We start from the raw sequence: 19,755 nt of genomic DNA on the forward strand, positions 1-19,755 counted from the left end.
ACGTGAGCTAGATATCCTCCACGCAGACGATGAAGTTCCGTTCGTCGTAGGAGAACCCGCTGGTCGCATCGGACGCGCAGTCGTTCACTTCAGTCGTGCCGTCCAGTATCTCGACGACTCGGACGGTGTCGAAGCCCGGTGAGCTGCATTCGACACGTTCGGGATCATCGGCGACCGGAAAGTCCATGCAGCCACCGACTACCCAGTCGACGTCGAGACACAATGCGCCTTGCTCGACGTCGTCGAAGGTCTCGTAGTAGTACTGGTCGACGTCCGACACACACTCGGCGTTGGTCGGTGCTTTGCCGACCACCTTGTAGTTGGAGTCGGGACTACCGCACGTCGCGTTGTCGATCGTTGCTGCTGTCATCGTGCCGCCGAGTTCGACGCATTCGCCGATCTCCACGTCGATGTCGACATCGCCACCGAAGTCACCACCTCCGCGGCTGGATGGGGCGGCGCTCGTAGTGGTCTGGCCGGTGCTCGACGACGAGGTCGCGACGTCATCGGAAGCAGGAATCGCCCGCGGAGTGACGTCGGAACCGCAGCCCGCGAGAAGAAGGGTGCTGCAGGCCATCACGGTGAGCGCTGCGCCGCGGAGCGTTCGGTAGAGGGGGGTCACGATCGGTCCTTTGATCCTTGGGAGTCTGCACAAAATTGGAAGCCCAGTAAAAATATCCCTTCTGCGCCGATTTCGGGGGGTGAAAGAAATTACGTCCAACCCGTGGTCGGTCAGGCAGTATTACCCCGTGGACCTACCGATTTCGTGGCCGCTCGCGCCGATGCTCGCCAAAGCGGCCAAAATTGTGCCTGCTCAACCGTCCGACGGACCGCCGCAGTGGTCGTACGAACCCAAGTGGGACGGTTTTCGAGCAATCGTCTTTCGCGACGGAGACGAGGTGATTCTCGGCTCCCGCGGCGGCAAGGACTTGGCCCGCTACTTTCCGGAGCTGGTCGAATCCGTACGGGAGGAGCTGCCAGAGCGGGTCGTCGTCGACGGTGAGATCGTCGTTCCGCGCGAGATCGAGGGTCGCACTCGGCTCGACTGGGATGCGCTGTCGGAGCGAATTCATCCTGCCGATTCTCGTGTGCAGATGTTGGCCGAGAAGACACCGTCGATGTTCGTCGGCTTCGACCTGCTCGCCTACGGGACGACGGATCTGATGGGTGAGCCGTTCAGCAGGCGTCGGACACAGTTGTTGGAGGTGATGAGTGGCGGTGACCGCTGCCAGGTGACCAGCACCACCGACGATGCAGCAACCGCGCAAGATTGGTTCGAACGGTTCGAGGGGGCCGGACTCGACGGTGTCGTAGCAAAGAAGCTCGACGGCGTGTACCTGCCGAACAAGCGCGAGATGATCAAGATCAAGCACGCGCGGACGGCGGACTGTGCCTTGATCGGATACCGAGTGCACAAGTCCGGCAATGGAATAGGGTCACTTCTTCTCGGTCTGTACGACGGTGACGAACTCAGGATGATCGGAGGGGCCTCGGCATTCACCGACAAGCGACGAGTGGAAATCCTCGAGGAGCTACAACCGCTTCGTACCGGTGAAGAGCCGAAGTCGGCGGAGGCCAATCGGTGGACGTCGAACAAGGATCGCAGCTGGGTCCCGCTACGCGTCGAACGCGTCATCGAAGTGGCCTATGACCAGATGGAAGGTGAACGGCTCCGCCATGCAGCACGATTCCTGCGCTGGCGTCCGGACCGTGATCCGAAGTCGTGCACGTACGAGCAACTCGAAGTCCCTGTGAGCTACGACGTCGCCGATGTCATTGCAGGAGGGATCTAGATGGCCGCGAAGACGCCGCCTGCGTTCGTGGATGCAGGCGGGCGCGAGGTTCGGGTATCGAGTCCGGACCGCATCATCTACGAAGCCACCGATCGCACACCGCAGATCACCAAATTGCAGGTATGCGAGTTCTACGCAGCCATCGGCGAACCGCTGATGCGGGTGATCGGCGAACGTCCGACCGCCATGGAACGGTGGCCGGACGGCTACCGGGAGGGAATGCGACTTGCGGTGGGGCCGCAGGACAAGGACGGCGACGGCTTCTATCAGAAGCGCCTGCCCAAGGGAGCACCCGATTGGATCGAGACGGTCAAGATCGCGTTCCCGAGCAAACGGACCGCAGAAGAACTGTGTCCGAGTGAATCCGCTGCCGCGGTGTGGGCAGCTCAGATGGGCACCCTGACGTTCCATCCGTGGCCTGTGCGCCGGCCTGACGTGGACCACCCCGACGAGCTCCGACTCGACCTCGACCCCCAGCCGGGAACGACGTTCGCCGACGCCCAGCGGGTGGCGGAGCTGACCCGTGAGCTGTTGGAGGAGCTGGGTCTTCGTGGGTATCCGAAGACGAGTGGAAACCGGGGGATCCACATCTACGTACGGATCGAGCCCGACTACACGTTCGAGCAGGTACGGCACGCGGCCATCGGGCTCGGCAGAGAACTGGAGCGCCGAGACGACGGAGTCACGACCGCGTGGTGGAAAGAAGAACGCGGAGAACGCATCTTTCTGGACTACAACCAGAACAACCGGGACCGCACCATCGCGAGCGCCTGGAGCTTGCGCGCCAGACCGGGCGCCCCGGTGAGTACGCCGATGACGTGGTCGCAGCTCGCATCCGTCACCGATCCCCGCGACTTCAATCTGGTGACCGTGCCCGGCCATCTCGCGGACGGCGACCCGTGGGAGGACATGGACGCCACGGCCTATTCGCTCGAACCTCTGCTGACACTGTGGGAAACCCTGCCGGGTGGGGAACTCAATTTCCCACCCGACTATCCCAAGATGCCCGGTGAGCCGCCTCGCGTTCAGCCGTCGAAGAAGGTCGCCGAGCACTGGGATGAGCAGGGGAATCGCGTCGAGTAGCGCCTCCGGCGCAGTGGCACGGTTAAGTGCACTCTGACCTACCCAATCGTGCCACTGCGGCGGAGCCGCCCAGAGTTACTGCGGCGGAGCCGCCCAGAGTTACTGCGGCGGAGCCGCGGCAGGACAGTCGCCGCCTCACGCCCGATACGCCTCCAACTCGCGGATGAGCGATGCGGCGTCGTACGGTCCGGTGTGACGGATCAGGTTTCGGTCACCTAGGCCGAGGTAGAACGTCGGTGTTCCGTCGACGTCACTGGACGCGGCATCGAGTTCGTCGTCTTCGACCCGGACCACGTAGTCGCCGGTGCGGAGATCGTCTTCGAACCGTTCCATGTCGAGTCCGAGTTCTTGCGCGTAGCCGTCGATGTCGTCGGGTTCGAGTGCGTCGCTGTGCGCGAACAGCACATCGGCCATCTCCCAGAACTTGCCCTGAGCGGCCGCTGCTTCGCTTGCGTGCGCTGCGTATCGCGCATACGGATGGTAGTCGTCGAGTGGAAGGTGCCGGAACACGTAGCGAACGTCGTCACCGAAGTGCAGGCGAACCTCTCGGATGCTGCCGGTTGCCTTGCTGCAGAACGGGCATTCGAAGTCGCCGTACTCGACGATCGTCAGGGGCGCGTCCACCGGCCCGCGGATGTGATCGCGTTTCGGGTCGACCGGACGCAGAATGCGGTGCGAGCTCTCCTGCCGCGGCGGATGAATGCGTGCGTCGATCCGGAACAGCAGCCATCCGAGTGTTGCCGCGATCACCGATGCCGCGAGGACGCCGACACGTGCCTCGTCGGCGAGCAGTTCGTCGTCGAGGGCGAGGTCGACGATGAACAGTGAGATCGTGAAGCCGATCCCGGACAGCGCGGCACCGCCGGCGATGTGCGAGAGGGACAACCCAGGTGCGAGCGCGGACGGTTTCATCTTGGCGAACAGTGCTGCAGCACCGGTGATTCCGATGAGCTTTCCCAGTACGAGGCCGACGATGATTCCCCACGTCAGTGGTGAGGTGGCCGACGCGCGGAGCGTCTCACCGCTCAGTACGACGCCCGCGTTCGCCAGCGCGAAGATCGGCACGATGATGAACGCCGTGTACGGCTGGTAGAGCCGCATCAAGCGTTCGTTGACCGACACTGCTCGGTCGAGTCCGAGTCTGGCGGCTCGCGCGTACTCGGGATTGGGCGACTGTCGGAAGGCACGAGCGAGGTCCGAGGCCCGTTCGACTTCGCTTCGTCTCGGTGGGTACACCGGGAGGATCAATGCGATCATGACACCCGCGAGCGTCGGGTGGACACCGGATTCGAAGAAGGCCACCCACGTCGCTATCGCGACGACGAAGTATCCGATACCGCGCCAGACTTCGAGCCGCCGTAGCAGTGCGATGGCTGCCAGTCCGACGAATGCCAATGCAAGAGGCATTATTTCGAGTGTGTCGGTGTAGAAGAAGGCGATGATCGCCAGCGCCCCGACATCGTCGGCAACTGCGAGCGTCAGCAGGAAGATGCGCAGTCGCGCTGCCTTCTTCGGCCCGACGACGGCCAGAGCGCCGAGAACGAATGCGGTATCGGTCGAGATGACGACGCCCCACGCGCCTGCCGCCTCGCCGGACGGGTTGAGCGCCAGGAACAGAAGTGCAGGAATCGCGAGCCCGGCGAGGGCTGCGACGATGGGAATGCTGGCTCGGGAACGATCGGTGAGTTCGCCCATCGCGAACTCGCGCTTGACCTCCAGGCCTACGACGAAGAAGAACAGGGCCATGAGTCCGTCGTTGACCCAGTGCGCAAGGTCGAGTGAGATTCCGTGGTTACCGATGGAGATCGACAGTTCGGTGTGCCAGAAGGTCTGATAGGTCTCGCCGAACGGCGAGTTGGCCCACAGGAGTGCTGCAACGGTGGCGGCGAGGAGGAATCCTGCTGCGAGTGTCTCGCTGTTCTTGGCTCCCCTGGCTTCGGTGAGTCGCTGGGCGAACCGCCGGACCGGCGAAGTAGCGGGTGTCATATCTGCCATCGTCAGCGTGCTCCAGGGATCGTGGACGTGTTCATCTGTGAAAATCCCCTCCGGCGGCCCTGTTGCGTGAACTACTCTCGCAGTAGTCCGGGAGCCGCGCACTGCAAGCCAACGCGGTACCGCAGCAATTGCTTCCATCGCCGCTGATCTGCGTTATGCAATCGTGATGTTTCTGTTACCCCTGCCGTAGGGAATATATGGCGTTGTCGACATATTCGCAGGCAACCATTGATCGTTCTGCTCACTAAGCATCGGAATTCAGGAAGTCGGGATCATGCGTGCCTTGGTCTGCCGCAAATGCGGTCAGAAATTGTCCTTCGAGAACTCGCTGTGTCTCAACTGCCACAGTGCTCTCGGCTTCCACCTCCCCTCGCGCACGCTGCTCGTGCTCCCGGACAAGGCCGCCGACGGTGCTGCCGAGGTCGAGGTCGACGGAGCTGCGTGGAAGGTGTGCGGCAACCTGAGCACGGCGAAGTGCAATTGGCTCGTCGATACCCAAGAGGGCGAGGAGCTCTGCGTCTCGTGCAGGCTGACCCGCACCCGACCCGCCGACGACGACCTCGATGCAATGGCGGCCTATGCCGACGCCGAAACCAACAAGCGACGGGTGGTTCTCGAACTGACCGAGCTGGGGCTGCCGATTGTCGGGCGCGACGAGGATCCCGCGACGGGACTGGCATTCGATCTACTGTCGAGTGCGAACACTCAGGTGATGACCGGCCACGCGGACGGTCTCATCACGTTGGATCTTGCGGAGGGCGACGACGTCCACCGCGAGCAGCTGCGAGTCTCGATGTCCGAGCCGTACCGGACGCTCGTCGGCCATTTCCGGCATGAAATCGGCCACTACTACCAAATGGTGCTCGTCGGGACCGGTGAGAACCGGTCACGCTTCGAAGAGTTGTTCGGCAACCCCGACGACGACTACCAAGCCGCGCTCGACCGGCACTACAACGAAGGAGCTCCCGACAACTGGGAGGACGACTACGTCTCCTCGTACGCGACGATGCACCCGGCCGAGGACTGGGCCGAGACGTTCGCGCACTACCTACACATCAGGGATACGCTCGACACCGCCGCAGCGTTCGGTATGGCGCCTGCAGGCTCGACTTTGGACAGCCCGCTGCCGGGTGATGTCGGCTTCGATCAGATCATCGACTGGTGGCTGCCGCTGTCCTGGGCGCTCAACCAGATCAACCGATCGATGGGGCACCAGGACCTGTACCCGTTCGTGTTGCCACCGACCGTGCTGGACAAGATGCGGTTCGCTCACCAGCTCATTGCACCAAGTGCGCTCTGAACGAGGGTATTGTATGCCTCCCGGCCACCGGCCGGGAGGAGCTTCGGCGGAGGTGGTTCCCATCAGCGAGCAGATTCTCGATGAAGACATGCAGTCGGCGGCGGTCGTCGACCCCGACCCGCCCCTTGTCCCGACTCCTGCGCCTGCCCCCGACCTCGGGCAGCGGATGGCTGCGGTGGCCAGGGCGCTCCGACGTGAGCACAGCGACCCCGATCGGACGCTCCTCGCCATCACCGAGTCCGCTGTCGTGAACGTTCCGGCGGCGGAATCGGCAAGTATCACCACCGTGTTGCGCGGCCAGTTCGTGCACAGCGCGGCCCTGGCGGGCGAGCTGGCGGCGGAGTGCGACGCAGTGCAGGAGACTCTGCGCGAGGGCCCGTGCCTGGAGTCGGCCATCGAGCAGAGGACCATTCGCATCGACGACATGGACAGCGAGGATCGCTGGCCGCGCTTCGCGGCAGAGGCGTCCCGGCTGGGCGTCAAGAGCATGATCTGCTTCCAGCTGTACGTGGAGGGCTACAACTTCGGTGCGCTCAACCTGCACTCGACGCAGGTGCGTGCATTCGGTGAGGACGCCGAATCCATCGGCGCACTGTTCGCCGCGCATGCCGCGATCGCGTTCTCGAGTGCTCGGGAGGAGCAGCAGATACGCGCGGCGCTGACCACCCGCGACGTCATCGGCCAAGCAAAAGGCATGCTGATGGAACGGTACGGTCTGGGCGCGCAGGCAGCATTCGCGCTGCTGTCCAAGCTGTCTCAGGACACGAACACCCGGCTCGCCGATCTCGCACACCAGGTCGTCGCGGACGCCGAGAACAGCGCGGAAGCAGGAAAAGGAATCGGCGCGGGGAAAGTCGTCGGTGAAGGAAAAGGCGTCGATGCAGCGGACGGCGTCACCGCGGGCGCAGACCGCTAGAGACCGGTTCGTTCGACGGGCAACCTGAGCAGCAGGCTTCGCGCGCAGTCCACTGTCAGTGCTGGGTCGTGGCTGAGCACGTAGGAGAAGCGTCTGTCCATATCTCGTCCGGTGTCGCCCATGTCCTTCGCGGCGAGTACGGCCGAGAAGTGTGGTGAGAGTACGACGACCACCCATTCCTCTCGTACTGGATCGTCCTCGGCCAGGTCGGCTCCACGAACCTTGGGCGCGGGCTCGGCATCGATGCCGACGGCCAAGGCGCCCACGAGTGCCGCCCTCGACGCCATGACTTCCCAGCGTCGGGCGGTGAGCTCGGTGAAATGCTCCCGCTTCTCGAACGAGCCCAGGATCACCGCGGTCTGAAGGCTTTGGCTGGCGATCGATTCGAGTCCCTTGCTGACTTCGACCAGCAACCCCTTGGTGGACGGCTTCGACACCCTCCCCGCTGCGGCCAGCTGATACGGGGACGATCTCGGCAGCGATCCGCGACCCGGTGATGTACGAAAATTCAACGACGACAAGCGTTTCGACGGTTCGACCGGAACCGGGTTCTGGTCGGTGAAGAACTTCCCCTGTCCGACGCGGGCGCCCAATGCGATCGCTGTGCCGATGCCGTCCTCGGTGTCGATTCCTTCGGCCATGACAATGGCCCCGGTGCGTTCGGTGTATGCGGCCACGGCGTTGACCACCCGCGCGGTGAACCTGCTCGGCCTCCGCGTGATGAGGGTTCGGTCGAGCTTGACCACATCGGGTTCCAGCAGCGGAAGCAGGGCCAGCGACTCCGGGCGCACGCCGACATGGTCGACGGCAATCGCCCAGCCGAGCCGTCGCACATCTGCCACGGCCCGCAGCAACTGTGAGGGCCGACGAATCAACGATGTCTCGTCGAGTTGAAGCACGGCTGTTCCCGAAGCGACGTCTCCCCGGTCCGGAAGATGAGGAAGCGTGTCCGGATCGATTGCGATGAACAGCGGCAAATTCTGCAACGACTCGATTCGGGCTGCGCCGGCCACCGCCCCCGACCATCGAACAAGATCGAGGTCGACGGTCATGTCCATGGCGCGTGCCGCCGAGGACAGTGCAGCGGGGTTCGCGAACGCGGAGTCTGCCGGCCCGCTGACGATGGCCTCGTAGCCGATGACCTCCCGGGTCAGCAAATCGACGATGGGCGCGAAATCGGTGTTCAGGCTATCGGGACCGAGGAGGGATTCGAGGGCGCCGCCGTCGTAGGTATTCGTCGATGTCTTGCCAGTCGATGTCTCGTCGGTCATTGTCCCCCCAGTCATACCAGGCCCTCGATTCTTGCGACCGAGTCAGGTCTGTCGGTCGAGGCCGCGAACACTTCGAGTATCACATCCTCGTCCACATATCCGCCCATTCGAACCAATCCGTCGGCTGCGGCGATGATCCCGTGGACCTGGTCACCCGACTGTGGATAGTCTGCGACGGGGTGCCGCCAATGCACCGCCAACAGCGTTCCGCCTGGTTCGAGATGGGCGATCGCGCTGTCGAGCGCGGCGCGTAGATCGTTTCCGTCCAGGTAGTAGCCGACCTCGCTGAGCACGATCAAATCGAACGTTCCACCCTCGGCGACCGCGTCCCAGGACTGCGTCAGTGACCACTCGACGAAGCGCACCTGCGCGGAGTCGACTCGGGCCTGGGCAGACGCGAGAGCCGAGGCGACGATGTCGGTGGACACGAGCGCATCGCAGCGTGCGGCGAGCTTCTCGGTCAGAATTCCGATCGAGCATCCTGGTTCGAGGGCGCGGCGGTACCTCGCACGGGGTAGGGCAGCCACGGTAAGGGCATACTTGCGGTCCTCGTACCAGTTGTCGCCCAACCGAAACGGGTCGGCGCTCTCGGTGTAGACAGCGTCGAAGTAGTTCTGGTCCAGAGTCATGCCGCCTCGACGGTCGCGGCCGGTACCGCATTCATGCGAAAACCACCTCGCGGTTACGAACAAGCCGTTCCAGGATGTGCGGCGGCAGGATCGCACGGTCGGCTGGGTGCTCCGACAGCGGCTCGATCTGCGTCGTGAAGTGCTGGACCGCACGTCGTTTGGACTCGGCGATGTGTTCGGCGAGGTCGACGCCGAGCGCTCTGCCCCACGGCACCTCGGCATCGTCGGGGTGCGCCCAGTGCCACATCCACACCGGATACTCCAGCACCGCGATTCCGACGCGCTTGGCTGCGGTGATGCACGCGCGTGCCGTTGCCTCGTGGTCGGGATGGCGATCCCCACGCCACGGGGTCAGACACCACGTGCCCTGGCCACCGGCCAGAAGCTCGGTCAACGCCCGAGTCAACTCTTCCTCGTGCTCGGGGAGTTCCCCATCCGGAAACCCGAGGCGAATCGGATCGACGTCCAGCCCGAGTTCCCGCAGCGCGCGTTGCGCTTCCCTCGCCCGGGCTTCGATCAACTGGTCGGGCGTCATGGTCGGTGAACCCGGGTGTGACGCGCCGCCGTCGGTGACTGCGACGACCGATACCCGTATCCCCGCAGCTGCCGCCGTCGACATCAGGCCCCCGACACCGAGGACCTCGTCGTCGGGATGTGGGGCGACGACGATCAGCTCGCGGCACCGAGTGAGGTCGAGCTGCGTGAACGTCGGGTTCCAGGCGCTCCACTCGGCCTCGGGAGTGCCGAGGTCGACCGTGTCGAAGGTCCTGTCGATTTCCGCTGTGCCGTTCTCTACCATGGGTTTTCCTCCTTCGCGATGTCCTCACCGAGCGCCGCGAGATCGCGCTCGGCGTGGCTCTGGCGGAGAAACACCGTCAGATCGGCCACGCGCCGTGCGTGTTCACCGTTGGCGCACAGGGGTGCTGCACCCAGAGCGCGGCCGACTCTATCGATCGTCGTCGTCGATGCAGACTCGACGATCGCGCGCACGATACGCGCCCGGGTGCGCCCACGACCTTCGGAATCGGTTGGATCCAAATCGATTTCGGCTGCCGCCGTCGTCAACGAACTCGATGCTGCCCCCAGTGCCGCGGCAACCGAGCCGAGATGAGCCCGTGCATGAGCGTCGGAGCCGGATCGCACGGCTGTATGCAACGTATCCGCCACTGCGCAGGCGCTACCGAACCACACTGCCGCGACACCGATCGCGCCGTGCCAGAAGCCCGGACGCTCGACGTAGGCGCCGACCTCGCCCACCGGGACCGCGCGGGCACCGTCGAATCGAACCGTTCCCGAATCGCTCCTCGACATGCCGACCGCATGCCATGTGTTGGCGATGGGCCGACACCAATCCTGCGTGAGGTCGACCGCAAACAGTCGCGACCGATCACCGACACGGGCCGTCACCAGTGCATTCGTGCAGACATTGGCCCCGGAGCACCACGGTTTGACGCCGGTCAGCTTCCACCCGTTCGTTCCCTGTGCCGCTTCGAGCACGGGCGACGGTGGTTCTGCGGCCCACACGCCCCAGATCTGTCCACGCTTCGGTGTCGGACCGTTCAGCTCGGCCACGATCGCCAACGCGTCCGCATGGGCCTCGGCGAGACGTCCGAGAACGGTGTCCTCGCGGCCGAGCGCTGCCAGTGACAGCCATCGTGTGTCGGTGAATCCGCCACCCGGCAGTGGAAGATCGCCGGCCTCGTCGGCGACCCATTGCTTCAGCCGGTCGGTGAGTGCAGCGCTCACTGCGCGATCGCCAACTCGAGATCCCGCAGATGTCCCGCGAAACCGTCGGGAGCCCGGCCTACGCGCCGCGACGACGTTCGAACCGGCCCGTCGGATGCATAGAGAACGTCGATGCCGGCGTGCTCCAGCCTGCTGACCAGATCGACATCTTCGGCGGTGGCCAGGGCTCCGAACCCGCCGACGCTCCAGTACGCGTCCGCGCGGAATCCGAGGTTCGCGCCGTGTACATGTCGATGACCCGGCTGGTGCCGGTAGCCGGAGGCGTAGGCCAAAGCCAACGCGGGCGAGACTCCGTCGGAGTCGGGCGTCACGGTTCCCGCCACGACGCGAGCGCCTCGGCGGGCGTGCGCGAGCTGCGAAGACAGCCAGTTGCCACCTACTTCGCTGTCGGCGTCGGTCGTGGCGAACCAGACGTCGGAATACGAGGACACGCGCGCGTCGCGGAAGGCTGCCAGGAACCCGGCGGCGCGCGCCGCTCCGACGTTGCGTCGGTCGACCGACACCACGGAGACGTCGATCTTGTCGGACCAAGTTCGGGCGATGTCGAGCGAGGAATCGGTGCAGGAATCCAGTACGACTATTGCCTGGGTTTCGACCACCGGGGTTTCGACTCCGACCCGCTCACACGCCTGCCCGAGCGCCGACAGACACGCGTCCAACAACAGCTCTTCGTTGTGAACAGGCACAACGACAACTACTCGTCGTATCTCCGGTTGCACATCGATCACTTCACATCCACCCTCCGCGGATCCGAGTCGAGTCCGCACGCGCATCGGAGTCCACACAGCCATGGCCAGGGCTTTCCGTTCGCTCGGACGTCCGATTCGGTGCAATTGTGCCGCCGGTGACTCGACGGAGTGCCATTGAGTCCATAAGACCCTTTACGCGATCCCCCGCAGTGGCACAATCCAAACATGGTGATGTCTCCACACGAGGCGGCGTCATCGACAGCGAAAGGTGCTTTCGTGGCGATCTTCGACTCGCGGAGTCTCGGTAGGACGGCCGTTCTGGCCGTTGGAGTGAGCGGTGCCGCTATGGCGCTCACTCTTGCGTCCCCCGGAGCAGCCGGCGCAGCCGACCTCTCTTGCGCAGGTCCCGCCGGGACGACGGCTGCGGTGGACGACGACGGCACTGCGTGCGGAGTGCGTACCGACGGTGTCTCGACCGCCCTCGCGCGGGCCTACGACGCAGTGGCATTTGCCAGAGCGGAGGTAGGTGGCGCCGCCTTCGGATTCGGCCACTCGGGTGGCGTTGCTGCGGCGGAGACGTCGGCTGGGCATGTCGGCGCTGTGTCGGTCGGGCAAGATTCGGTCGCGATCGTGTCGACGGACCCAGGTGCGATCGCGTTCGCGCTGTCACTGGCGAGAGGGCAGACCTTCGTCGGTACGACCGCCGAGGGCGTCACGTGCGACGCGGGAGCAGGCGTCGCCGTCAACTTCAGCACCGGTCAGATGTGTATCTCCGACGGATCCAGCGTCCCCAGTCAGCCCTCGTAGAAGGCAGGTACTCATGTCCACACAACCGTCCAACCCGTTCTCGACCAACGAAGAAACCCTGCTGCGGATCGGTAAGGACCTGTGGTGGGCAGTGCTCATCCGCGGCATCTTCGCGGTGATATTCGGTATCGTCGCGCTGGCCTGGCCTGCAGTCACCGTCTGGGCACTGGTCGTCGTGTTCGGTGCCTACGCGATCGTCGACGGGCTGTCGGCGATCTACCGGGCAATTTCCGCGCGCAAGGTCGAATCCGGGTGGGTGTGGTGGCTCCTGGGAGGATTGGTCTCCCTCGGGGCCGGAATCGTAGCGTTCGTGTGGCCCGAGATCACTGCGCTCGCGGCGGTGTTCGTGATCGGAATCTGGGCGATCATGGGCGGGCTCCTGGAGATCGCCGGTTCCATTCGCTTGCGGAAACTGGATGGTGCATCGCACTGGGGCATGCTGTTGTTCGCGGGCATTCTGGAACTTGTCTTCGGCCTGGTTCTGGTGTTCTTCCCTATCAGCGGCATCCTGAGCATCGTCTGGCTCATCGGCGTCTTTGCGCTGGTATTCGGTGTGCTGCTCGTGGTCAGCGCTTTCCAGGTACGTTCGGCAGCGAAGAAAGCGGGAGTGCTCCAGTAGGAGCTCTTGTGAACTATTCGAAGTTCTCCGCGATTCGCCAAAGGCGCGATAAGTGTGTGTTAATGACGGTTGGTTTCGGCTGCGGTCGGAAAGAGTAGGACGGATCGGAAAACAGTTATGACACTGCGTTTGAACATGGCGTCACGTGAGAGTTCGGCACCGCGGTCACCTCGGAGACTCGTCACTCGGTTGTCCCTCGCGGCGGCCATCGCTGCATTCGGGGCTGCCTCGCTCGTGTCTCCGGCGCACGCAGCTCCGCTGTGGCCTGGTGGGCCTGACATTCCAGGCTCCGGATCCTCCAATCCCGGACAGCCGTTGCCGGCCCCCGAGCCGCAGCAGCAGCGCTTGGCCCCGGCCAACTTCTCCGATCCCTCGATCAGCCCGAGCGGCGGTGAGGTAGTCGGCGTCGCTCAGCCCATTGCGATCCGGTTCAACGAAGCAATCGGTGACCGCGGCGCTGCCGAAGCTGCGATTCGCGTCACAACTTCCCCTGCCGTGGACGGGCACTTCTACTGGATCAACGACACCCAGGTTCGGTGGCTCCCGAACGAGTTCTACCCGGCGCACACCCAGGTGACCGTCGAGGCCGGCGGCGCTCGCGCGGACTTCTCCACTGGAGATTCCGTCATCACCACCGCCGACGACGCGACCAAGACCATCACCGTCACGCGCAACGGCGAAGTTGTTCGCACCATGCCGACATCGTTCGGAAAGCCGGGGCACGAGACACCGAACGGTACCTACATCGTGGGCGAGCGCGTCCGTGAGATGTACATGGATTCTTCGACGTACGGCGTCCCCGTCGACTCGCCCGAGGGCTACCGCACGTACGTCGAGTACGCGACGCGAATCTCCTACAGCGGCATCTTCATCCACGCTGCACCGTGGTCCGTCGATTCGCAGGGCTACGACAACGTCAGCCACGGCTGCCTCAATGTCAGCACCGAGGACGGCAAGTGGTTCTTCGAGAACTCCCAGAAGGGCGACCCCGTCGTCGTCAACAACACTGCGGGCGGAACGCTCAGCGGGTCCGACGGTTTGGGCGACTGGAACCGGTAGTTTCCACTGGCTTTCGGGGCGGCTCCGCCGCCAGTGGCACGGTTAAGTGCATTGGGGTGCACTCAACCATGCCACTGGAGCGGAGCGACCTCGGGCACTGGAGCTTTTTGCGCCACGGCCATGCCTGATTAGTTGATAGTTCACCTTTCGTTCGCGGCGGGTGCGCACAGTCTCCGCAGTGAGTACAACAACGGAACGAGTGCTGCCCACAGCAGGCCGGAGGAGCTTCTTCGGCAGGCCGTGGAGTGATTACGCGCTTTTCCTGATCCTGCTAGGCCCCAACCTCGCTCTGCTGGCCGTGTTCACCTACCGGCCGCTGGTCGAGAATTTCCAGTTCAGCTTCTACGACTGGAACCTATCCTCGCCCACGTCGACGTTCGTCGGGTTCGCGAACTATCGCGAGTGGTTCACGCGCGACGACACCTGGACGATCGTCGGCAATACCGTCGTTTTCACCATTGCCGCAGTGGTCGGCAGCCTCGTATTCGGACTGATTCTGGCCATGCTGCTGGACCGAAAACTACGGGGCCGCAACTTCGTCCGTTCTGCGGTGTTTGCGCCGTTCGTCATCTCGGGCGCAGCGATCGGAATCGCATTCCAGTTCGTGTTCGACCCCAATTTCGGTCTGGTGCAGGACTTGCTGCATCGAGTCGGACTCAGTTCGCCTGACTTCTATCAGGACCCGAGTTGGGCGCTGTTCATGGTGACGGTGACCTACCTCTGGAAGAACCTCGGCTACACCTTCGTGATTTACCTCGCCGCGTTGCAAGGTGTGCGCAAGGAGCTGATGGAAGCAGCCGAGATCGACCGCGCGAGCAAGTGGACGACGTTCCGGAAAGTGCTTCTGCCGCAGCTTCGTCCGACGACGTTCTTTCTCTCGATCACTGTCCTGCTCAACTCGCTGCAGGTCTTCGACATCATCAATGTCATGACCAGGGGCGGCCCGCTCGGCAACGGCACCACCACGATGGTGTTCCAGGTGTACGAGGAGACATTCCGAAATTTCCGTGCCGGCTACGGTGCGACGGTCGCGACGATCATGTTCGTCATTCTGTTGATCGTCACCCTCGTACAGGTACGCATCATGGATCGAGACGATCAGAGATGACTCTGACAGCAAAACCGTCCGTGACCGCTGCCGCGCCGGTCAAGATCGAAGACCCGCAGCGTGAGCGCAGCCTGTCGACGGTATTCGGCTACATCGCAATGGTTCTCGTCCTCGTCATGATCGGACTCCCGCTGTTCTGGATTCTGATCACCTCCTTCAAGGAGCGCGGTGAGATCTACGTTCAACCGGTGACCTGGTGGCCCAACTCGCTCACTCTGAACAACTACGACGAGGCGACGACCGAGGTCCCGTTCTTCACCTATCTGCGGAACTCGGTGATCATCACCACCGTCACTGCGTCGATCAAGTTCGTCCTCGGCGTAGCCAGTGCGTACGGCCTGGTGTTCCTGCGCTTCCCAGGTAAGAACGTCGTCTTCCTCGCCATCATCGCCGCACTCATGGTGCCCAACCAGATCACGGTCATCTCGAACTACTCGCTGATCGCCGACCTGGGATGGCGAAACTCGTTCCAGGGCATCATTCTTCCGCTGGCGGGCGTCGCATTCGGCACATTCCTGATGCGAAACCACTTTCTGTCGTTGCCCGCGGAAATCATCGAGGCCGCTCGAATGGACGGAGCCGGGACGTTCCGGTTGCTGTTCCGGGTGGTCCTCCCGCTGTCCGGCCCGACGATGGTGGCGTTCGCGATCATCACCATCGTCACCGAGTGGAACGAATACCTCTGGCCGTTCTTGATGTCCGACGATTCCTCGGTCGCCCCGCTTCCCGTCGGACTGACGCTCCTGCAGAACACCGAGGGCTACACCAACTGGGGTGCCGTCATGGCGGTCACCATCTTGACCATCCTGCCGATCCTTGCCATCTTCCTCGCACTCCAACGACACATGATCAAGGGCCTCACCTCCGGTGCGGTCAAAGGCTGATTCACCGGTACCGACAAGAAAAGAAGAGACACTCATGGCACACATCGATCGTCGTAAATTCCTCGCGCTGACCGGCACGCTTGCCGCCGGCGCGGCACTCGCCGCGTGCAGCAGTCCCGGGTCGAGTTCCTCGGGTGAGGCAGCGTCGGGTGACGCGAGCACCATCAATTTCTGGTCCAACCACCCCGGTAAGTCGCAGGCGTTCGAACAGGAGCTGATCGCGCGCTTCCAGGCCGAAAACCCGGATCTGACCGTCAATCTGATCGACGGTGGCAAGAACTACGAGGAAGTCTCGCAGAAGTTCAATGCGGCGCTGTCCGGCAACGACGTGCCAGACGTCGTGGTCCTCTCCGACGTGTGGTGGTTCAACTACGCGCTGACCGGTGCGATCGAACCGCTCGACGGGCACTTCGAGGCAGCCGGTGTCGATTCCAGCGACTACGTCGATTCGCTTCTCGCCGACTACAACTGGAACGGCAACCACTGGGCGTTGCCGTATGCGCGCTCGACGCCGCTGTTCTACTACAACAAGGCCGTATGGGCGCAGGCAGGACTCCCCGACCGAGGCCCCGCGACGTGGCAGGAATTCGACGAGTGGGGCCCGCGCATCCAGGCCGTCGTCGGTGGCGGAAAGCTCGCCCACGGCTGGGGCAACGCCGTGGACTACCTCGGCTGGACGTTCGAAGGGCCGATCTGGACGTTCGGTGGAGCCTACTCCGACGGCTTCGATCTGAAGTTCGACGACGAGAAGACCATCGCTGCAGGGCAATTCCTCAAGGACATGATCCATACGAAGAAGTACGCGGCGGTTTCCAGCGACATCGCCAACGATTTCGGTGCGGGCATCATCGCCTCGACGATCGCGTCCACGGGCGATCTGTCCACCATCACTCAGAATGCGTCGTTCGAATTCGGCACGGCATTCCTACCTTCGGCTGACGGACAACCCGGATGCCCGACGGGTGGAGCCGGCCTCGCCATCCCGTCGAAGATCTCGGAGGAGCGTAAGGTCAACGCGCTCAAGTTCATCGACTTCGTCACCAACGGTGCCAATACTGCCTACTTCTCGCAGAACACCGGTTACATGCCGGTTCGCAAGTCGGCGCAGGAGGATCCGAGCGAGATCGCCTTCCTCGACGCGAACCCGAACGCCAGAACGGCAGTCGACCAGCTCGCCAAGACCCGGTCGCAGGACTATGCCCGCGTGTTCGTGCCCGGTGGCGACAAGATCATCGGTACCGGTCTGGAGCAGATCGCGCTGCAGAACGCCGACGTCGCAACGGCGTTCGCCGGTGTTCAGGAACAGCTGCAGCAGATCATCGACCGCCAGATCACCCCGAACCTTCCTTCGTAATGGCTGCCGTCCACTACGCCGGAGTCTCGCATCGGTACCCGGGCGCCGACTCGTTGGCGGTCGACTCGCTGGAACTCGACATCGCCGACGGTGAGTTCATCGTTCTCGTCGGCCCCTCGGGTTGCGGCAAGTCGACTAGCCTGCGGATGCTGGCCGGGCTCGAATCGGTCGAGAGCGGAAGAATCGACATCGGTGGCGTCGATGTCACAAGCCTCGCTCCGCGCGAACGCGACGTCGCGATGGTGTTCCAGAACTACGCGCTGTACCCGAACATGACCGTCGGCGACAACATGGGATTCGCGCTGCGGAACGCTGGAATGAGCAAGGCGGACACCGCTGCCCGTGTTCTCGAGGCAGCGAAGATGCTCGAGCTCGAGCCGCTGCTCAACCGGAAGCCGGGCAAGTTGTCCGGTGGTCAGCGACAGCGGGTCGCGATGGGACGTGCAATCGTCCGGCAGCCCAAAGTGTTCTGTATGGACGAGCCGTTGTCGAATCTCGACGCCAAGTTGCGCGTGTCGACGCGAGCGCAGATCGCAGGTCTGCAGAAGCGACTGGGTACGACGACGGTCTACGTCACCCACGATCAGGTGGAAGCGATGACCATGGGTGATCGGGTTGCGGTGTTGGAGGCGGGCAAGCTCCAGCAGATCGCGTCTCCGCGCGAGCTGTACGACAATCCCGTCAACACGTTCGTCGCCGGGTTCATCGGTTCTCCGGGCATGAATCTCATCGACGCTCCGGTGGTCGACGGGGCCGCGGTGGTCGGCAATGTGCGTATTCCGGTCCCAGCGAACGCCGAGGCCAGGGTTGTACTCGGTATCCGGCCGGAGAGCTGGAGTCTCGTGGGCGACGGCGTCGGGTCCGTGTCTGTTGCAGTCGAACTCATCGAGGAACTCGGCGCGGAGTCGTTCCTGTACGGCGTACCTCCGCGTGGAACGGACTGGAGCACCCAGTCCGGCCGCCTCGCGGTGCGTGTCGACCGCAAGCTCGAGATCGGATTGGCCGAGACGGTTCGGCTCGTCCCCAAGTTCGACGAGGTGTTCTTCTTCTCGGCCGCTACCGGGCAGCGCCTGTAGCGGCGGGCTGCCCGAGATCCACTGGCAGCGACGCCCAGCCGTGCAGGACTCGGGTGTCGCGGCGGATTCCCTCGCCTGCAGACCGCAGGTGAGGGAATCGGTCGAACAGCGTTTTCAGTCCGACCTCCGTCTCTGCTTTCGCAAGTGCCGCGCCGAGACAGAAGTGGCGTCCACCGGAGAACGAGAGGTGTTTGTTCGCGTTCGTCCGGGTGACGTCGAATCGGTAAGGGTCGTCGAACACCTCGGGATCGCGGTTGGCTCCGGCGAGGACGAGGACGACCAGGCCCCCTTCCGGTACGGGGACGCCTTCGATCGTGACGTCGCGCTTGGCGCGCCGTGCCGTCAGCTGAACCGGGGATTCCAGTCGGAGCATCTCCTCGACGGCAGTCGGCCAGTGCAACGGGTCCTGCTGCAGTAGGTCGAGCTGGTCGGGGTGGTCGAGCAGCAGTCGGATTCCACTTCCGAGCAGGTTCACCGTCGTTTCGAACCCCGCCGCGAGGACGAGCCCCGCCGTCGCGCGCAGTTCCTGGTCGTCGAGGCCGACGCCGTCCTCGGTCGCCTTGATCAACTCGCTCATCAGGTCCTCGCCGGGATTGCGGCGGAGTTCGGCGAGGTGATCTGCGAGCCACGCGTCGAACTGCTCCAAGCCGTCCTCGACGCGGTTGAACTGCTCCCAGGAAAGCCCGAGGTCGAGGCTCGGTGCCGCCATCTCTCCGAATTCGAGCACTCTCTGGCGGTCGCTGTCCGGTACGCCGAGGATGGTGCCGATGACGGCAACGGGGAGTTGCGCGCAGTACTTGTCGACGATGTCCACTTCGCGGCCGCCCGCCACGAGCTCTTCGAGCAGGCTGTCCGCTTTCTCCTGGACCATCTCGCGCATCTTCGCCACCGCGCGCGGGGTGAACACCGAGGACACCAGCTTGCGGTAGCGGGTGTGCTCGGGCGGCTCGACGGACAACAGCGACGGCGGCTTGAGCGGATGCAACGCCTTCGACCGCGTCTTGTTCTCGATCCACCGCAGCGGCGTCGGGAGGTCGGCACCCAACTCGGTGACCTTGAAGTCGTCGGACCGTAGTAGTTCATGGACGACGCGATGGTTGACGGTGATGTTCGAGATCCTGGTCTTCACCAGTGGGCCCGACGCGCGGATCCTCTCGAACACCTGCCGCGGGTCGGCGCGCGTTGCCGGGTCCGCTACCAGCATCGCTTGCGGGTCACCTGCCTGTGCGGCTTTCTTTGCCCCGTACCGTACGACGCCGTGTGCGGCGATCCATCTGATCCGCTTCTTCATGTCCCCACCCCTCCGAACGGTCACCAGCGGCTCCGCCGCCGGATGTGTCAGCGGCTCCGCCGCTAGTGGCATGGTTAAGTGCATTGGAGTGCACTCAACCGCGCCACTAGCGGAGCGCCTAGAGCCGACTCGGAG

General features: G+C 63.8%; 19 protein-coding genes. 11 read left to right on the forward strand and 8 right to left on the reverse strand.

Annotation, left to right across the window (positions count from 1 at the left end; all coding sequences use genetic code 11):
• Positions 1-7: 7 nt before the first annotated feature.
• Complete coding sequence (gene lppU / locus WDS16_RS23685; RefSeq protein ID WP_338888200.1) at positions 8-622, reverse strand: LppU family putative lipoprotein; 615 nt, start codon at positions 620-622, stop codon at positions 8-10.
• 127 nt (positions 623-749) lie between these two features.
• Here lppU and WDS16_RS23690 point away from each other — a divergent pair, with 127 nt between their 5' ends.
• Positions 750-1,793, forward strand: a complete 1,044-nt coding sequence (locus WDS16_RS23690; RefSeq protein ID WP_338888202.1) for an ATP-dependent DNA ligase — start codon at positions 750-752, stop codon at positions 1,791-1,793.
• The gene (locus tag WDS16_RS23695; RefSeq protein ID WP_338888204.1) at positions 1,794-2,876 is read left to right on the forward strand and encodes a DNA polymerase domain-containing protein; all 1,083 of its coding nucleotides are present in this window, start codon (positions 1,794-1,796) and stop codon (positions 2,874-2,876) included.
• A 135-nt stretch (positions 2,877-3,011) separates the two neighbouring features.
• On the opposite strand, the gene nhaA is transcribed toward WDS16_RS23695, so the two are convergent.
• Entirely contained in the window at positions 3,012-4,871 is a 1,860-nt protein-coding gene (gene nhaA, locus WDS16_RS23700; protein ID WP_422395709.1) for a Na+/H+ antiporter NhaA, read from the reverse strand.
• A gap of 274 nt (positions 4,872-5,145) precedes the next feature.
• Between nhaA and WDS16_RS23705 the strand changes: the two genes are divergently transcribed.
• Together WDS16_RS23705 and WDS16_RS23710 are read left to right on the forward strand one after the other, a co-directional pair.
• Positions 5,146-6,171 (forward strand): zinc-binding metallopeptidase family protein, encoded by a 1,026-nt coding sequence (locus tag WDS16_RS23705; protein ID WP_338888209.1) that lies wholly within the window; start codon positions 5,146-5,148, stop codon positions 6,169-6,171.
• Positions 6,172-6,223: 52 nt separating this feature from the next.
• Positions 6,224-7,087 carry a GAF and ANTAR domain-containing protein gene (locus tag WDS16_RS23710; RefSeq protein ID WP_338888210.1) on the forward strand — a complete coding sequence of 288 codons (864 nt, stop codon included), beginning with the start codon at positions 6,224-6,226 and terminating at the stop codon, positions 7,085-7,087.
• Here the strand turns inward: WDS16_RS23710 and WDS16_RS23715 are convergent.
• From WDS16_RS23715 to WDS16_RS23735, 5 genes are read right to left on the reverse strand one after another with little or no spacing between them, the layout of a single operon-like run.
• The gene (locus WDS16_RS23715) at positions 7,084-8,358 is read right to left on the reverse strand and encodes an EAL domain-containing protein (protein WP_338888213.1); all 1,275 of its coding nucleotides are present in this window, start codon (positions 8,356-8,358) and stop codon (positions 7,084-7,086) included. The two genes, WDS16_RS23710 and WDS16_RS23715, sit on opposite strands and share 4 nt — an antisense overlap.
• A gap of 11 nt (positions 8,359-8,369) precedes the next feature.
• Entirely contained in the window at positions 8,370-8,987 is a 618-nt protein-coding gene (locus tag WDS16_RS23720; RefSeq protein ID WP_338888215.1) for a class I SAM-dependent DNA methyltransferase, read from the reverse strand.
• Positions 8,988-9,018: 31 nt separating this feature from the next.
• Positions 9,019-9,786 (reverse strand): PIG-L family deacetylase, encoded by a 768-nt coding sequence (locus tag WDS16_RS23725; RefSeq protein WP_338888218.1) that lies wholly within the window; start codon positions 9,784-9,786, stop codon positions 9,019-9,021.
• Positions 9,780-10,733 (reverse strand): acyl-CoA dehydrogenase, encoded by a 954-nt coding sequence (locus tag WDS16_RS23730; RefSeq protein ID WP_338888220.1) that lies wholly within the window; start codon positions 10,731-10,733, stop codon positions 9,780-9,782. Before WDS16_RS23730 ends, WDS16_RS23725 begins: the two co-directional genes overlap by 7 nt.
• A complete protein-coding gene (locus tag WDS16_RS23735) occupies positions 10,730-11,524 on the reverse strand; it encodes a glycosyltransferase (RefSeq protein ID WP_338888222.1) in 795 nt (264 codons plus the stop codon). The genes WDS16_RS23730 and WDS16_RS23735 overlap by 4 nt, the downstream gene beginning before the upstream one ends.
• Before the next feature lie 174 nt (positions 11,525-11,698).
• Here WDS16_RS23735 and WDS16_RS23740 point away from each other — a divergent pair, with 174 nt between their 5' ends.
• The 7 genes from WDS16_RS23740 to WDS16_RS23770 all read left to right on the forward strand — a co-directional run bounded on the left by WDS16_RS23740 (position 11,699) and on the right by WDS16_RS23770 (position 18,329).
• Entirely contained in the window at positions 11,699-12,229 is a 531-nt protein-coding gene (locus WDS16_RS23740) for a DUF6764 family protein (protein WP_338888223.1), read from the forward strand.
• Between the two features lie 13 nt (positions 12,230-12,242).
• Positions 12,243-12,848, forward strand: coding sequence for an HdeD family acid-resistance protein (locus WDS16_RS23745; RefSeq protein ID WP_338888225.1), 606 nt, complete (start codon positions 12,243-12,245; stop codon positions 12,846-12,848).
• Positions 12,849-12,965: 117 nt separating this feature from the next.
• Positions 12,966-13,907, forward strand: coding sequence for a L,D-transpeptidase (locus tag WDS16_RS23750; protein ID WP_338888227.1), 942 nt, complete (start codon positions 12,966-12,968; stop codon positions 13,905-13,907).
• A 178-nt stretch (positions 13,908-14,085) separates the two neighbouring features.
• Positions 14,086-15,015 carry a sugar ABC transporter permease gene (locus tag WDS16_RS23755; RefSeq protein ID WP_338888229.1) on the forward strand — a complete coding sequence of 310 codons (930 nt, stop codon included), beginning with the start codon at positions 14,086-14,088 and terminating at the stop codon, positions 15,013-15,015.
• Positions 15,012-15,899, forward strand: a complete 888-nt coding sequence (locus WDS16_RS23760; protein WP_338888231.1) for a carbohydrate ABC transporter permease — start codon at positions 15,012-15,014, stop codon at positions 15,897-15,899. Before WDS16_RS23755 ends, WDS16_RS23760 begins: the two co-directional genes overlap by 4 nt.
• Before the next feature lie 34 nt (positions 15,900-15,933).
• Positions 15,934-17,253 (forward strand): ABC transporter substrate-binding protein, encoded by a 1,320-nt coding sequence (locus tag WDS16_RS23765; RefSeq protein WP_338888233.1) that lies wholly within the window; start codon positions 15,934-15,936, stop codon positions 17,251-17,253.
• A complete protein-coding gene (locus tag WDS16_RS23770; protein WP_338888235.1) occupies positions 17,253-18,329 on the forward strand; it encodes a sn-glycerol-3-phosphate ABC transporter ATP-binding protein UgpC in 1,077 nt (358 codons plus the stop codon). The genes WDS16_RS23765 and WDS16_RS23770 overlap by 1 nt, the downstream gene beginning before the upstream one ends.
• On the opposite strand, the gene WDS16_RS23775 is transcribed toward WDS16_RS23770, so the two are convergent.
• Positions 18,310-19,620, reverse strand: a complete 1,311-nt coding sequence (locus WDS16_RS23775) for a cytochrome P450 (RefSeq protein WP_338888237.1) — start codon at positions 19,618-19,620, stop codon at positions 18,310-18,312. The two genes, WDS16_RS23770 and WDS16_RS23775, sit on opposite strands and share 20 nt — an antisense overlap.
• Positions 19,621-19,755: the final 135 nt, after the last annotated feature.

This window comes from Rhodococcus sovatensis (genome assembly GCF_037327425.1).
Lineage (GTDB): Bacteria > Actinomycetota > Actinomycetes > Mycobacteriales > Mycobacteriaceae > Rhodococcoides > Rhodococcoides sovatense.

Bases quoted from the DNA above. Each gene is read 5' to 3' on its own strand.
- WDS16_RS23695 (WP_338888204.1), top strand. From the start codon at position 1,794: ATGGCCGCGAAGACGCCGCCTGCGTTCGTGGATGCAGGCGGGCGCGAG.
- nhaA (WP_422395709.1), bottom strand. From the start codon at position 4,871: ATGGCAGATATGACACCCGCTACTTCGCCGGTCCGGCGGTTCGCCCAG.
- WDS16_RS23705 (WP_338888209.1), top strand. From the start codon at position 5,146: ATGCGTGCCTTGGTCTGCCGCAAATGCGGTCAGAAATTGTCCTTCGAG.
- WDS16_RS23715 (WP_338888213.1), bottom strand. From the start codon at position 8,358: ATGACCGACGAGACATCGACTGGCAAGACATCGACGAATACCTACGAC.
- WDS16_RS23720 (WP_338888215.1), bottom strand. From the start codon at position 8,987: ATGACTCTGGACCAGAACTACTTCGACGCTGTCTACACCGAGAGCGCC.
- WDS16_RS23725 (WP_338888218.1), bottom strand. From the start codon at position 9,786: ATGGTAGAGAACGGCACAGCGGAAATCGACAGGACCTTCGACACGGTC.
- WDS16_RS23735 (WP_338888222.1), bottom strand. From the start codon at position 11,524: ATGGCTGTGTGGACTCCGATGCGCGTGCGGACTCGACTCGGATCCGCG.
- WDS16_RS23745 (WP_338888225.1), top strand. From the start codon at position 12,243: ATGTCCACACAACCGTCCAACCCGTTCTCGACCAACGAAGAAACCCTG.
- WDS16_RS23750 (WP_338888227.1), top strand. From the start codon at position 12,966: ATGACACTGCGTTTGAACATGGCGTCACGTGAGAGTTCGGCACCGCGG.
- WDS16_RS23760 (WP_338888231.1), top strand. From the start codon at position 15,012: ATGACTCTGACAGCAAAACCGTCCGTGACCGCTGCCGCGCCGGTCAAG.
- WDS16_RS23765 (WP_338888233.1), top strand. From the start codon at position 15,934: ATGGCACACATCGATCGTCGTAAATTCCTCGCGCTGACCGGCACGCTT.
- WDS16_RS23770 (WP_338888235.1), top strand. From the start codon at position 17,253: ATGGCTGCCGTCCACTACGCCGGAGTCTCGCATCGGTACCCGGGCGCC.
- WDS16_RS23775 (WP_338888237.1), bottom strand. From the start codon at position 19,620: ATGAAGAAGCGGATCAGATGGATCGCCGCACACGGCGTCGTACGGTAC.